At 61.6% G+C, this 13,371-nt stretch carries 12 protein-coding genes; 2 read left to right on the top strand and 10 right to left on the bottom strand.

Annotation, left to right across the window (positions count from 1 at the left end; genetic code table 11):
- Window positions 1-245: 245 nt before the first annotated feature.
- Together infA and lgt are read right to left on the bottom strand one after the other, a co-directional pair.
- Window positions 246-464 (bottom strand): translation initiation factor IF-1, encoded by a 219-nt coding sequence (infA, locus tag HUV26_RS05260; RefSeq protein ID WP_174409061.1) that lies wholly within the window; start codon window positions 462-464, stop codon window positions 246-248.
- A 121-nt stretch (window positions 465-585) separates the two neighbouring features.
- Window positions 586-1,386 (bottom strand): prolipoprotein diacylglyceryl transferase, encoded by an 801-nt coding sequence (gene lgt, locus HUV26_RS05255; protein WP_174409060.1) that lies wholly within the window; start codon window positions 1,384-1,386, stop codon window positions 586-588.
- A gap of 239 nt (window positions 1,387-1,625) precedes the next feature.
- Between lgt and HUV26_RS05250 the strand changes: the two genes are divergently transcribed.
- Window positions 1,626-2,039: a universal stress protein gene (locus HUV26_RS05250; protein WP_174409059.1), complete on the top strand. Its 414-nt coding sequence runs from the start codon at window positions 1,626-1,628 to the stop codon at window positions 2,037-2,039.
- Window positions 2,040-2,098: 59 nt separating this feature from the next.
- On the opposite strand, the gene HUV26_RS05245 is transcribed toward HUV26_RS05250, so the two are convergent.
- Entirely contained in the window at window positions 2,099-2,341 is a 243-nt protein-coding gene (locus HUV26_RS05245) for a hypothetical protein (protein WP_174409058.1), read from the bottom strand.
- A 52-nt stretch (window positions 2,342-2,393) separates the two neighbouring features.
- The gene (gene mnmM / locus HUV26_RS05240) at window positions 2,394-2,975 is read right to left on the bottom strand and encodes a tRNA 5-(aminomethyl)-2-thiouridylate-methyltransferase MnmM (protein WP_174409057.1); all 582 of its coding nucleotides are present in this window, start codon (window positions 2,973-2,975) and stop codon (window positions 2,394-2,396) included.
- Window positions 2,976-3,250: 275 nt separating this feature from the next.
- On the opposite strand from mnmM, the gene HUV26_RS05235 reads away from it, so the two are divergent.
- Window positions 3,251-3,430 (top strand): hypothetical protein, encoded by a 180-nt coding sequence (locus HUV26_RS05235; protein ID WP_174409056.1) that lies wholly within the window; start codon window positions 3,251-3,253, stop codon window positions 3,428-3,430.
- Window positions 3,431-3,773: 343 nt separating this feature from the next.
- Here the strand turns inward: HUV26_RS05235 and HUV26_RS05230 are convergent, their stop codons facing one another.
- The 6 genes from HUV26_RS05230 to HUV26_RS05205 form a co-directional block, all read right to left on the bottom strand.
- Complete coding sequence (locus tag HUV26_RS05230) at window positions 3,774-6,443, bottom strand: glycosyltransferase (protein WP_243451272.1); 2,670 nt, start codon at window positions 6,441-6,443, stop codon at window positions 3,774-3,776.
- Between the two features lie 161 nt (window positions 6,444-6,604).
- Complete coding sequence (locus tag HUV26_RS05225; protein WP_174409055.1) at window positions 6,605-7,621, bottom strand: glycosyltransferase family 2 protein; 1,017 nt, start codon at window positions 7,619-7,621, stop codon at window positions 6,605-6,607.
- 188 nt (window positions 7,622-7,809) lie between these two features.
- Window positions 7,810-9,495, bottom strand: a complete 1,686-nt coding sequence (locus HUV26_RS05220; protein ID WP_174409054.1) for an FAD-dependent oxidoreductase — start codon at window positions 9,493-9,495, stop codon at window positions 7,810-7,812.
- Between the two features lie 281 nt (window positions 9,496-9,776).
- Entirely contained in the window at window positions 9,777-10,052 is a 276-nt protein-coding gene (locus tag HUV26_RS05215; protein WP_174409053.1) for a rhodanese-like domain-containing protein, read from the bottom strand.
- Window positions 10,053-10,207: 155 nt separating this feature from the next.
- Complete coding sequence (locus HUV26_RS05210; RefSeq protein WP_174409052.1) at window positions 10,208-11,521, bottom strand: hypothetical protein; 1,314 nt, start codon at window positions 11,519-11,521, stop codon at window positions 10,208-10,210.
- A gap of 185 nt (window positions 11,522-11,706) precedes the next feature.
- The gene (locus tag HUV26_RS05205) at window positions 11,707-13,332 is read right to left on the bottom strand and encodes an SDR family oxidoreductase (protein ID WP_174409051.1); all 1,626 of its coding nucleotides are present in this window, start codon (window positions 13,330-13,332) and stop codon (window positions 11,707-11,709) included.
- Window positions 13,333-13,371: the final 39 nt, after the last annotated feature.

Below are 13,371 nucleotides of genomic sequence, written 5' to 3'. Positions count from 1 at the left end.
ATTGTCCAAAAATGCAAAGGCAGGAGAAGGTGGTGGCCTGCGCATGCCCGCATGGGCAGCTATTGTGCCCAAGGCAAACACAGAAACACGCGTGGAGCGACAGGTGGCCTATGGGCGGAATATCGGGGACAACGGGATAGGCGAAACATGGAGCAAGCACGAAAAGCCGCCGGCGCAGGGACGCATTGTCCTTTGGCAAGCGGCGTTATGGCAGCATCTGGGGATGCCTCATGACCGGAAGCGGATTATTTCATGCGGTAGGTGATGCGCCCGCGCGTGAGGTCGTAAGGGGAAAGTTCCACCTTCACGGAGTCTCCGGGCAGAATGCGGATGTAGAACTTGCGCATCTTCCCGGAAATGTGGGCCAGCACATCCAGCCCGTTTTCAAGCGTCACGCGAAACATGGCGTTGGGCAGGGCTTCCTGCACAACACCAGACACCTCTATGGCATCTTCCTTGGCCATGCTACCTCCATTGGCAAACTAGCTCGCTGGCATCGCCGCAGCCCGTATGCGTACATGCGGCGAGTGTTCCAACAACCTGCCATTTCCACAAAAAACACCCTCTGTCAATATCTGCGCGCACCTACCGGGCCATGCCGGGGCGTTCATCCAGCCGTATGCCCCGCAGATACAGGAACACGCCCAGCATGACCATGGGAACGCACAGCAGCATGCCCATGGTGAGCCAGTCCAGTGCCACAAAGCCCAGGTGCGCATCCGGCTCGCGGAAAAACTCCACAGAAAAGCGGAACATGCCGTACACGATGAGGAACATGCCGGAAACGCAGCGGCGGGGCGGGCGTCTTCCCGAATAGACCCACAGCAGAACGAACATGAGCAGACCTTCCAGAGCGGCTTCGTAAAGCTGCGAGGGATGGCGCGGAAAAGGGCCGCCGTCCGGAAAGACCATGCCCACAGCCGAGGTGGTGTGCCTGCCCCACAATTCGCCGTTTATGAAGTTGCCTATCCTGCCGAAGAAAATACCCGGTGCCACCAGCGGCGAGGCAAAATCGCCGATATCAAAGATACTCAGGCCGTGCTTGCGCGCAAACAGCCAGAAACACGCGATAACGCCCAGCAGCCCGCCGTGGAAGGACATACCGCCGTTCCATATCTGCACCAGATGCCCCGGATTCTGCATGTAGAACGAAAGGTCGTAGAACAGCACGTACCCCAGCCTGCCCCCCAGCACCACCCCCACCACACAGTAGGTGATAAGGTCGTCCACCATTTCCGGGTTCCAGCCGGAACCGGGTTGCTTGGCGCGGTGTCTGCCCAGAGCCCATGCGGCCAGAAATCCGAACAGATACATGAGGCCGTACCAGTGAACATGGTAGGAGCCGATGGAAAACGCCACCGGATTCATCGCGGGATAGGTAAGCATGGCAGCCTCGTGTTTGTTGTTCCGTTAACGCCCCTCCCTACCGCGCGGGGCGGGATTCCGTCAACGCGGCGGGGCGTAAACGTCTTTTCGTTCAGCATCTGCGGGCACAGCGCAGGGCGCGGTCCGGCCTGCGCAGGGTATCGCCTGCTGCGCTTTCCCGTTGCCGTAAAGCTTCTGATGGGTTACGGTGAACAGTAATACCTATGTCCACCACAACACCTTGCACAGGGGGTACACGCATGGATATCCAGAAAATTCTTCTTCCCGTTGACGGATCGGTGCATTCTCTGCGCGCCGTACACGAGGCGGTCTTGTTCGCCAAGATTTTCAAGGCCGAGATCCTGCTCCTGCACTGCAACGAAGTCTTCCCCAACCTGAAAATGAAGGAAGATTATGTCCGCGAGGTAACGGAGCACGCCAACAAGGTGCTCGGACCCGCCCGCGACATCCTGCAGGATAACGGCATCCGCTATATGGAGCGCGTGGTGGACCATGCCCCCACAGAAGCCATTTCCGAACTGGCGGAACGGGAAAAGGTGGACATGATAGTCATGGCCACCCGTGGTGCCAACCCTCTGCAAGGATTGCTGCTGGGCAGCGTTACCCAGCGGGTGCTCAAAACCGCCCCGTGCCGGGTGCTTGTGGTCCGCTAGCCGGCGGCTGACAATTGCGGGTGCCCTGCGTGCTTTCCGGTTCCGGCGGGCAGGGCGTCCTATTCGTCGGGAAAGAGAATTTCGTCCGGCACCAGCGGGCGTTCCCACAGGCAGACCACGCGCAGCTTTTTGAGAAACCGCGAAAGGGGCACGTAGTCGTCAAACTTGGCGCAGGTGCGCTCAAAGGCGTCGCGTATATACTCTTCGCTGAATCTGCCGGGATACTTGGCGTCTATATCCGCGCGGGCAGCTGTCCAGAGGTCATCGTCCGTGGTGTCCGGCCAAATCTTTTCGTCCTGCATGGAACCCTCTCCTTGCACTCGTCTCAGCGCGGTGCTCCGTGGAGAACGGGCTTCAGACCCGTTCTATCACCAGCAGCGCCTCCCCGTTGCGGGGCTTGTTGCAAAAATCATAACGGGCAACGCGGTGCGTTTCCCATTCCAGTCCGTGTGCCCATTCCAGAACGGCATGGCCTTCTGCCTCGCCGCCGTTGTGTCCGGTGTAGCAGTGCACGGTAAGAATGCCGTGTGGCCTGAGCATGGAAAGCAGCGTGCGCAGGGCAATGAGCGTTGCCTGCGGCGTGGTCACGCGCGCCTTGTCGCCTCCGGGCAGATAGCCCAGATTGAACATGGCGCAGGCAAGGGATGTCTGCGCGGCGGGGGGCAGCATGGTACCCGCCTGTTCATGGCCCGCATGGAGCAGGGTTGTGCGTTCAAGGCATCCCGCTGCCTGAAGCCGCGCCCGGGCGGCATCCAGCGCCTGAGCCTGAATGTCGAACCCGTAGACATGGCCCGCCGGTCCCACTAATTCCGCCAGAAACAGAGTGTCGTGCCCGTTGCCCACGGTGGCGTCCACCACGGTGTCGCCGGGGCGCACGGCGGCGCGCACCACCTGCTTGGTCAGGTCCAGTATGGGGGGAATGACGGCGGAACGCATGCACTCTCCTTGTCGCGGAATGGCGCGGAATGGCGCTTTCCTACGACATCCGGCCGTCCTGTGCAAGCGGGCAGGCGGTATGGCGGGTATCCGGAGAATGGGCAGTTGTCTGCAAGGGGGTGCACAACGGGTTCACAAGGGCCGCGCGCAGGCGCAAATTGCTGCACAAGTGTTTGCACAACATCATGGCGATATTCTTTTAATATTCTGTAATGTATGATTAAAAGGATTTGGCACAGTCTCTGCTTTTATTCAGGGTAACATCAGGAGCCCATATGAATACCCATACGCAGAAGAGCGTTTCCCCCGCAACCAATCATGCTGCACAGGCAGTGATTGACGTCATACAGGCAACGATAGCCTCCGCGCCTGAAGCGCAGCGGCAGGCCATCCGCGCCCTTGAACGGTGGTGGCTGCAAAGTGGCCGCCACCGGCCCTTGGCCCGCATGACCTAGAGACCGTACACTCCTCCTCTACTCCCATCCGGTTCCCCCGACCGGCGAAACGGCCCGAATGTTCGGGCCGTTTCTGTGTGTGTCCTGCGGGCAATGCGGATGGGGGAGGACGCTGTCGGTTGCGTTTGTGGCGCATCCCGGCGGATACGAAAAAACTGCTGGAATATGGATCGTAGAACACGGAACATTCGAACATGGGGGGCCGTTCCGTTCAGACGTTACGCCGTTGCGGGAAGGCACTGGCGACGTTGTACTATGCGTTGACGTTGCACTAAGCGGCGACGTTGCACTAAGCGGCGACGTTGCACTAAGCGGCGGCGTTGCACTATGCGGCGGCGTTGCACTATGCCACCCGTTTTTCGCGGTACATCTCCCACTGATGGATGAAGCAGGCTTCGAAAGAACGCCCCTCTGTGTAGTCCCGTGCCGCCGTGCGCATGGCCTCCACCCGCTCGGGCTGTCCCGCCATGAGCATAATGGCCTCTGCCAGTGCCACGGGGTCGCCTTCCGGCACGATGTGGCCCGTTTCTCCGGGAATAAGGTTTTCCTTGGGCCCGCCCATGTCGGTCACAATGACGGGCAAACCCGAAGCCTGCGCTTCCAGCACCACGTTGCCGAAGGTGTCCGTGCCGGAGGGAAAGACAAACACGTCCGATGAGGCGTATGCCGCGGCAAGGTCGTCTCCGGTGAGGTAGCCGGTAAAGGTGGCGGGCAGACCGGCAAGGTCGCGTTCCATTTCTTCCCGGTAGGGTCCGTCGCCCACGATGACAAGGCGTATGTTGCGCTGCCGCGTTGCCGCCAGCCGGAAGGCTTCCGTGAGGACATGGATATTTTTCTCACGCGAGATGCGGCCCACGTAGATGAATTTCATTTCACCCGTGCCCGGCACGGTGTCCAGGTTGTAGCGCTTGAAAAAGCCGTTGCGGTAGGAGGGATGAAAGCGCTGCGTGTCTATGCCGCGCTGGTAGAATACCACCTTTTCGCGCGGCAGCCCCTTGGCGATAAGCTCCTCACCCGTGGCGTGCGAGGGAACGTACACACGGTCCATCTGGTTGTAATACCATATCATGTACCGCCACATGGCGTCTTCCAGCCCCGTGTCATCCGTGAGCATGCTCACGTACTGGGGAAAGGCCGTGTGGTAGGTGCCGTGAATGGGCAGTTGCAGAATGCGCGCAACCGCCAGCGCCACCAATCCCACGGGGCCTGGGGTGGCGGAGTGTATGTGGGTGAAGTCCTGTTCGTAGGCGTATTGCAGCATGCGCAGCACCGGGGGGTAGTAGAGGCGCAGTTCCGAATACTCCGGCATGGCAAAGGTGCCTATGGGGCTGAAGTTCACCACGCCGGGGCGTTTGTCGCACGAGGCGGCGAAATCGGCTTCCGGCGCGCAGGTTATCACCTTGAGCTGCTTGCCCGTTTTGTGCGCAATGTCCAGTTGCATCTGCAGGGTGCGCGCCACGCCGTTCACATCGTAGTAGGTATCCGTAAAGTGGCCTATATGCAGGCGGGGGCGCGGCCCTTCCTGCAGGATGAAGCGGTCGCGGGTTTCCGTGCAGAAGGTTCTGTCCTTGGTGAACAGGCTGTATGCCACAAAGTAGGGCGCCAGCATGGCGTACAGCGAGCCGGCGGAGCCTATGGTGTTGAATACGCTGAACAGGTTGGCTCCCAGCGCGTGACCCATGAGCGAATCCGCGAGGTTTTTCATCACCGTTTCAGAGGCGTGGTTTACAAAGCGGAACCATGCCTGTTCGGAAGCGACACCGCTGTTGTCCAGCGTATTGATGAGGGTGCGCAGTTCCGCATCATTCCAGATAATTTCTTCCGCCTCCTTTTGCAGCAGGCCCTGCACGCTGCGCGGCGGGCGGGCAAAAACATGCTTGGCGCGGCGGAACCCTATGAGGCTGTGCAGCCGGGAGATGAAGCCGCCTGTCGGTTCCGGCGAGGAGGTAAGGGCGCGGTCCGCGAAGCGGAGCAGCAGGTCGCGGTTCACGTGGCGGCTCAGGCCGAATTTGTTTTTATAGAACTGGTAGGCAATGGAATACAGGTTGTGGGCCATGGTTTCCGGCTGCGCGGCCATGCCCTGCGGCTCGGAGCGTCCGTCGGATATGCCTTCCAGAAAATCGCGGATGCGGGCCTGTCCGTCACCCTGAACGTGGTGCACTAGGGTGTGGCTTCGAGCAATATTCAGCGAGGAATGGTCGTCCGAACCGGCGATAAGCTGCTTCAACCACGGCTGCGACATGCGCGGGAGCAGGTTGTGTTCATTCACCATGCGTTCCACGCGGGGCTTGTCCAGCGAGGCGATGATGTCGCACAGGGTGTCGTTGAGCACCCTGTTGCGCGAGCCGTTCAGTTCAAAAGTGCGGAAAAGCAGCATAAGGCGCTCAATGTGGCGTGGCGTGAGCTTGCCGTTGAGCGAGTACATGGCGTGGGCCATGGCGTGGGGAATGCCCTGTTCAAGGAAGTAGTCCACAAGCTCGTAAACATTTGTGCGCAGGCGCTGGATTTCGTGGTGCTGGGTTTCGGTAATGCCGTAGCACAGCACATGGAGCTTGCAGCGGTCTTCGGGAAAATAGGCGGTGACTTCCTCGGAAATAAAGGTGCCCGGCAGGTGGGCTATCTGGAGTGCGCCGTCAATGGTGTTGTGGTCCGTTATGGTCACCAGATCCATGCCCTGACGTTTCGCGGTGTGGTACAGGGCTATGGGGTCGGTGTAGCTTTCGGCGCATCCCAGCTTTTGCAGTATCCATTCCGAGGGCCGGGTGGAAAAACGGGAATGCACATGCAGGTCTGCCCGTAGCGTTGCGCCTTCGCGGGCCAATCCGGCATTGCCGTTATGCCGTTTGTCTGCTTCCGTGTCTGCCTCGGAATGTGTACCGGCACTGGTTGCGGAGTTCGCTCCGGTGCTGGCTTCCATGCGCGTGCCGGTGTTTCCGGTCCGGGCAGGGGTGGCTGAAGAAGCTGTCGCTGTGCCGCCTGTCGTCCTCCCCGCGTCAAGTCTTGCCGTGTCCATGTTCCCTCCTCATGGCTGCGGGATTCCGGGAATGGAATTCCCTGCGCCTACTGAGATGCGCCCGGCCCGTGAAGGCGTGGTGACGCGGGCGTGACATCTGCCGTAAGGTACGGTGAAAAGAGGGTGACCGCGCGGCGGCGGAACAGTGACGGCCTGTCCGGTTACGAAACCAGCAGGTAGTCCCGCCCCGGCACATAGCCCGCCGGATGCAGAAATTCCCGCAGCTCGTCCGCCGCGCCGTGCCCGGCGAGGTAGGCAAGGCAGAACCCCGTTCCCGGCTTGGGAAGCGCCTCTCTGCCCCGCACGGGAATGCCGTGGACAATGTTGCCTATCTTGCGGGGGTCCACGTCTATCCATGCCGCGATCTCCATCCCCAGGTCCAGCAGGGGCAGGGCGCGCCTGCGGCTGGTCTTGCCCGCGCCAATGACGGTGATGCGCGGGTGGAAAGGGTTGCGGGCGGCAAGCCAGCGGGCAAGGTAGGCCGTTTTCATGGCATAGAAGCAGTCGGTGCTGTAGCGGCTGTCGGTGCGGGAAAGGCGTGTGGGCGGGTCGCTCCAGAGCAGCAGGGTTTGCGGCAGTTTGGCCATGCGCACGCCCGCTTCCATCCAGCGCAGCCAGAGTTCGTAGTCTTCGGGGAAGGGCCCGTCGGCATAGCCGCCGTGCGCCGTAACCAGTTCCGCGCGGAACATGACCGAAGGATGGGCAAAAGGCGATTCCCGGAACCGTTCCAGCGCAATCTCTTCCGGCGCGAGCAGGCTGTTTATCCAGTCCACATAGCGGGCATAGCCTCCGGGGGCGCCGCCGAAATGCACCCGGCACCCCGCAAGGCCAACCTCCGAATGCTGCTGCAGATACCCCGCCTGCATTTCCAGACGCTGCGGCAGGCAGAGATCGTCCGCGTCCATGCGCGCAATGAACCGGCCCTGTGCCGCCTCAAGCCCTGCGTTCAGGGCGGGCACAATACCCCCGTGCGGCAGGCGGAGCAGGCGTATCCGCGCATCACGCCGGGCATGGGCCTCCAGCAGGCGGGCGGTGTGGTCGGTGGAGCCGTCGTCCACGGCAATGAGTTCAAAGTCTGTGCAGGTCTGCGCAAGCACGCTTTCCACAGCCGCGCAAACGGTGGTGGCGGCGTTGTAGGCGGGCATGATCACGGAGATGAGCGGTGCTAAGGCAGGCATGTCCCTGACTAGCCCATACGTCATGACAGAGCAAGTAGGGGCAAGTAGGGGCAAGTGGGAGCAAGCGGGGGCACGTGAGACGGGCAGAAAGGAATCCGCCGGAACAGCGCACGGCGCACCGTTCCGGCGGAAACGTGAAGGAGGCTCCGCAACGGTTCCTGCCATGAACCGCCGCAGGGGCGAAAGGGTCAACCGCTCTTTTTCCAGTAGGGGTTCTGTATGTCCTCAAAGGCGGAGAGGGCGGCGGTGGCTCCCTCTCCCACGGCAGTGACTATCTGCCGTACGCCCCCGGTCACATCGCCTGCTGCGTAGACGCGGGGAATATTCGAGCGCATGCTGCGGTCCACCTTGATGGTGCCGTCCGCATTCAGAACAATGCCGATCTGGGAAGCGAGTTCCGTGTTTGCCACATGGCCTATGGCCACAAACACGCCATCGCACGCAAAGGTAAAGGTCTTGTCCGCTGCCGTATCGCGCAGAACCGCGCCGGTCACGCGTCCATCCTCACCCACAATCTCTTCCACCGTGGTGTTCCAGATGACAGGTATGCTCTCACGGGTCAATGAATCCTGCAACGCCTTTTCCGCGCGGAAGCTGTCGCGCCGGTGTACGATGGTGACATCCACGCCCAGATTCTTCAGGTGCAGGGCATCGGTGAGCGCGCTGTTGCCGCCGCCCACCATGAGCACCTTTTTGCCCCGGTAGCCGAACCCGTCGCAGGAGGCGCAGTAGGAAACACCGTTGGCGTAGTATGTTTTTTCACCGGGCACGCCAAGGCTGCGCCATTGGGAACCCGTGGCAAAGACCAGCGCCTTGCCCAGATAGACCGCCTTGGGCGTAAAGACCTCTATCTGCCTGCCGAGCTTTACTTCTTCCACCGGCTCGTTTTCCCGTACATTGGCATATTCGCGGGTATGCGCGGTGAGAATTTCCACCAGATTCATGCCGCCCACGTTCTTGAATCCGGGGTAGTTTTCCACCACGGGGGTCACGGCCACCTGCCCGCCGATGATGGACTTGTCCAGCACTATGCTGCGCAGGCCGGAGCGTTCTGCGTAGATGCCCGCCGTAAGCCCTGCGGGTCCTGCGCCAAGGATGATGATGTCATATTCCTCCACCGCCATGTCGTGTTCAGGGTGTGCAGGCCCGTCCTGCACCAGCCCGCGCTCCCGCAGGGCATCTTCGGCCCCTTTCAGGGCCACCAGTTCGAGCACGAACCGTTCTTCAGGCATAAGTCCTATGCCGCTGTGCGTTTCGCTGAAAGCCGTATGCGGCACAGAACCCACGCCGTACCGTGCGGAAAGATCTGGGAATTCATCGGAATCCACGCATTCTGCGGAAACTAGCTGCGGCTTGGCAATGGCGCATTTAACGGCGTTCATGAACTGTCCGGGGCAGTACGGACACCCCGGCGAGGAAAAGACCCGCGGATGGCGCTGCCTGTCCTGTTCGTCCAGTCCGTCCAGTTCATCCAGAATTTGGCGCGAGGCGGCGGAAAGGCCGCTCACCCCAAGGGAAATCAGCATGATGGTTTCTATGAGGGCGCGTGCCTCTTCCCCCAGCGGTGCGCCGGTAAAGCGGATGCGGTAGTCGTCCGGGTTGACCAGCAGCGTGGGGCCCAGCGTCACGTCATGCCTGCGCGCCGTATCGCTGTCCAGCGCATGCCGCTCGGTGACAATCTTGTCTGAAAGCAGGGCAAGGTCCGCCGCAAAGCGGGTGGCAAAAAGGTTGAACTGATTATCCGGTTCATCAGAGGTGAACAGCACCAGCCGAACGGTGCCTTTCAGGCTTTTGAAGACGTCCTTCAGGTGCTTTTGCCCCTCTTCGGGGATGAGCCAGTCGTGATCGGTGCCGGGTGTATGTGCAGATGCCATGGTAGCCTCCGGGTGTCTTGCGCATGAGGAATGGAAAAATACGGCAATAGAGGAATAATAGCACAGGTTGCGTGCCGTGTACAAGAAACAGATAGGCTCGCTTCGCCGGAAGGCAATAACGGAAAAGGGCAGGCGTTGTTCCGCCTGCCCTTGGGTTATTTGTTCACTACCGGGTATCCGCCCCGGTGCCAGCCATGCCAGCCGCCCAGCAAGGCTCTGGCATTGGTGAAGCCCATTCCCTTAAGCGTGCGCACCACACGGGTGCTGGTGTATTCGTTGGGTCAGGCGCAGTAGACAATGATCTCGCTGTCTTTGGGAATGTCTGCCGCCCATGTGGCTTCCTGTCCGGGCTGTCCGCGCAGCGCATCGGGAATGATGAGCTGCGAGCCGCTCCAGTCCGCGCCCGTGCGGGCATCCACAAACACGGCGACACCCAGACGCTCCTTTGCCTCGTCCGCAGATATGCCGGTCTGTTCCGCCGCGCGGGCGGATATGGCCGTGAACAGGACAACGAACAGCAGCGTTGCCCAGAGTATGTGCAGGGTTTTGCCTCGCATGGCAGTTTCCTCCTGTAAAATGCCCCCGGCGCGCGGCTGCGGGCACGGGTTTGCCTTCAGCATAGCATAGGACGCATCTATGGCAAGCAGGAAACGATATTTGCGGATAGACCAATGCCGCAGGACGGACATGACCGATGGCAGGAGCGGGAAGCCTACTTTTTTGTAGGTTGCCCGTCTTTGGGTGTGCTGTCGTCCCCTTTTGCCTGCGCGGGGGGGCGCCTGAAGCCAAGGGCGAAAAGCAGTGCCACACCGCACAGACCCGCAAAAGCGTAGGCGAACAGGAGCAGTTGTCCGGGGTCGGTGGTACCTTCATGCACGGCATCGGCTGCGCCGTCGGTCAGCAGTGAGGCAAGTCTGGCGAACAGGTCTGTGGTCAGCCCGCTGGCCACGCAGGCCCCAAAAACGTAGAGCAGCACGCCTGTAACAGCCAGCGGCGGCAGCACGCCCCGTACGGCATGGGAAAGATTGATGAGCGCGTACCCGGCAAACCAGCCGGTCAGAGCCACGGCGATGAGGATTTCCAGACGGGGTTCGCCTGCCCAGCCCGTTGCCAGCATGGCGGCCACGCCAAGGCACAGCAGAATGCTCATGGCGCGGTGAAAGTTCAGGTCGTCCGTGCGGCGGAACAGGTGCTGCATCTGTCGGCAGCAGGCGGTGAGCAGAGCCGTTGCGGCGGCAAAGGTGCCCGTAAGCACCACCACGCCCATGATATCGCGGCCCCTTTCGCCCAGGGCAATGCTGGCCATAAGAAAATGCGGCACCACGGACCCGGCAAGGTCCAGCGGATGCGCCGCAGAAAGGCCGCCCCACATGCAGACGCCGAACACGGCCACCGCAAGCAGCACGGCAATGGCGGTCCGGCGTGCCCCGCGACCGCTGTCAGGCCGTACGGCAAGGTCAAACCCCAGCAGGGCGAGCAGGGCAAGATACAGGCTGCGCACGGGGTCGCCCCCGGTGGGGAAGAAGGGGGGCGTCTTTTGCGGGAACATGGTGGGAAACCACGATTCCAGCCCGTGGGGCTGGGTTGCCATAACGGCCACATAGCCCACGCCCGCCAGCGTGATCATGGTGGCAAGATAGAGCACCACGCCACGGGGCGTTTCCGGCAGCATGGAAATGCCGAAGATGAGCGCAAGCAAGGTAAAGGAAAAGCCCAGGTTGGGATACCACGGCGCAAAAAGCTCGTTGAAGGCGTACCCGGCTTCGCCCAGCCACAGGGTGACCAGCGTGAACAGGGCCAGAATGCGCGCCGCACTTATGATGCCCAGCCCCGCACAATGCAGCCCGCGTGAGGCGGAAGACCCTTCCTGCGTGGCTCCCATGCCGTTGCCCGTGAACAGGGCCTGCGCCATGGCCGCGAACAGGAATATGCCGAACAGCATGCCCCCTGCGCCGCTGCCGTTTCCGGCAGCCTTGATCGCGCCGGGAGAGAGCATGAACGCGAGGGGCAGAAACAGTTCGAACATCGGGTATCCTCAGTCTTGCGGTGTGTGCGCGTGTGGTTTCGCGGGCGTATATCACGTCTTCCGTGCCGTTCGGGCTTTGTCCCGGCCGGGGGCGGTGTATGCAGCGGCGGCCTGACAAGGTTCATAACAGGCTGACGCCAAAAAGCAAACCGGCGGGCAGAGGAGCCGTCAGCAGCATCTCTGCATTACAGGGCGCAGCCCCCGGAGCCGCTGTTGCCTGTCCCGCTGCCGCCGGAACCGTCAAATCGCGAACGGCTGTCCTTAAGACGCACGGGGCCGGCCGTGATATCCTTTCCGGTCTTGCGGGCTATGGCACGCAGCATGCCGCTGAAGATGCCCAGATGGAACGGGTGCATGGCGTACCAGTACACAATGCCCCACAGGCCGCGCGGCAGGAACCGTGCGGTCATTACCAGTTCCGTCTGCGGTGCCTGTCCTGTCTGTCCTTCCTGTCCGCCTGCGCCGGATGCGTCATCCTGTTCCGCCGGGGTCAGTGTGAATTCCAGCAGGGCCTCGCCCGGCAAACGCATTTCTGCCAGCAGCAGGAGCCGTCTTTCTTCCCGGATATCCAGCACGCGCCAAAAATCCAGCGCATCGCCCACAAACAATTCTTCCGGGTGGCGTCTGCCGCGCCGCAGCCCGGGACCACCCAGCAGTTTGTCCACAAAGCCTCGCAGCCGCCACAGGGCGTCGCCCTGATACCATCCCGTCTCGCCCCCGATGCGTCGTATATGCGTCCATACTTCGTCCGGTTCAGCATGAATGCGCACCATGTGCGCGCTGTGCAGAACCGTGCCGCCCGCAAACGAGGCATCGCCGCAGGCTATCCATTCCGGCACGGGCGGCGTTCCGGCATCGCTCCAGCAGGTGGGCACCGTGTGCTGGCGCAGCTTGTCCAGCGCCAGCCGCACAGCCTGCCGCACGCCCGTCAGTTCCTGCGGTATGAGTTCACGGATGGTGTTTTCTGAACAGACCACCCGATTGCGCAGCCCTTCCACCAACGGGCGGGCAAGCACCGTGGGCACGGGGGTGACAAGGTTCAGCCACAGGGAGCTGACATAGGGCGTGAGCAGGGGCACGGGAATGATGAGCCGTTTGCGCAGTCCGGCTTCCTGCGCGTAGATATCGAAAAGGTCCTTGTAGGTGAGGATGTCCGGCCCGCCGATATCATAGGTCTTTCCTTCCGTTTCCGGCACGCGCAGGACGCCTTCCAGATATTCCAGCACGTTGGATATGGCTATGGGCTGGCATTCCGTACGCACCCATCTCGGGGTGACCATCACGGGCAGACGGTCTGCGAGGTACCGCACAATCTCGAACGATGCGCTGCCGGACCCCAGAATCTGCGCAGCCCGCAGCACGGTGACGGGGGTGTCCGAGAGGGAGAGAATCTCCGCCACCTCGGCGCGGGAACGCAGGTGCGGGCTAATGGCGGAATCATCGGGCACCAGCCCGGAAAGGTATATGACCCGCTGCACGCCGCTGTTTTTGAGCGCACGCACCATATTATAGGCGGCAGTCCTGTCCGCCTGTTTGAAGTCGTTGTGGCGGGCGGTCATGGAGTGCACAAGGTAGTAGACCGCGCCGCAGCCGGAAAGGGCGTTACGCAGGCTCTGCGTATCGTGCAGGTCCGCCTCGGTAATTTCCAGATTGGGGTGTGCCGCCCACGGTCTGCACCCCAGTTTGCGCGCAGAGCGCACCATGGCGCGCACGCGGTATCCCTTTTCCAGCAGCAGCGGCACCAGCCTGCCACCCACGTATCCCGTAGCCCCCGTAACCAGAACCGGGGCGGTCAACTTTTCTGCCTGCATGCCTGTCTCCTTGTCGGCGCGGTGGTGTTCAACCTGCGT

It is taken from the genome of Desulfovibrio psychrotolerans (assembly GCF_013340305.1).
GTDB lineage: Bacteria > Desulfobacterota > Desulfovibrionia > Desulfovibrionales > Desulfovibrionaceae > Halodesulfovibrio > Halodesulfovibrio psychrotolerans.
The sequence above is the reverse complement of the archived record's forward strand: the minus strand, read 5'-3'. Positions and strand labels throughout refer to the sequence as shown.

What these genes read in the sequence shown, in the direction of transcription:
- HUV26_RS05235 (WP_174409056.1), top strand. Translation starts at nt 3,251, where the DNA reads ATGAATACCCATACGCAGAAGAGCGTTTCCCCCGCAACCAATCATGCT.
- HUV26_RS05205 (WP_174409051.1), bottom strand. Translation starts at nt 13,332, where the DNA reads ATGCAGGCAGAAAAGTTGACCGCCCCGGTTCTGGTTACGGGGGCTACG.
- infA (WP_174409061.1), bottom strand. Translation starts at nt 464, where the DNA reads ATGGCCAAGGAAGATGCCATAGAGGTGTCTGGTGTTGTGCAGGAAGCC.
- HUV26_RS05225 (WP_174409055.1), bottom strand. Translation starts at nt 7,621, where the DNA reads ATGCCTGCCTTAGCACCGCTCATCTCCGTGATCATGCCCGCCTACAAC.
- HUV26_RS05245 (WP_174409058.1), bottom strand. Translation starts at nt 2,341, where the DNA reads ATGCAGGACGAAAAGATTTGGCCGGACACCACGGACGATGACCTCTGG.
- HUV26_RS05220 (WP_174409054.1), bottom strand. Translation starts at nt 9,495, where the DNA reads ATGGCATCTGCACATACACCCGGCACCGATCACGACTGGCTCATCCCC.
- HUV26_RS05215 (WP_174409053.1), bottom strand. Translation starts at nt 10,052, where the DNA reads ATGCGAGGCAAAACCCTGCACATACTCTGGGCAACGCTGCTGTTCGTT.
- lgt (WP_174409060.1), bottom strand. Translation starts at nt 1,386, where the DNA reads ATGCTTACCTATCCCGCGATGAATCCGGTGGCGTTTTCCATCGGCTCC.
- HUV26_RS05210 (WP_174409052.1), bottom strand. Translation starts at nt 11,521, where the DNA reads ATGTTCGAACTGTTTCTGCCCCTCGCGTTCATGCTCTCTCCCGGCGCG.
- HUV26_RS05250 (WP_174409059.1), top strand. Translation starts at nt 1,626, where the DNA reads ATGGATATCCAGAAAATTCTTCTTCCCGTTGACGGATCGGTGCATTCT.
- mnmM (WP_174409057.1), bottom strand. Translation starts at nt 2,975, where the DNA reads ATGCGTTCCGCCGTCATTCCCCCCATACTGGACCTGACCAAGCAGGTG.
- HUV26_RS05230 (WP_243451272.1), bottom strand. Translation starts at nt 6,443, where the DNA reads ATGGACACGGCAAGACTTGACGCGGGGAGGACGACAGGCGGCACAGCG.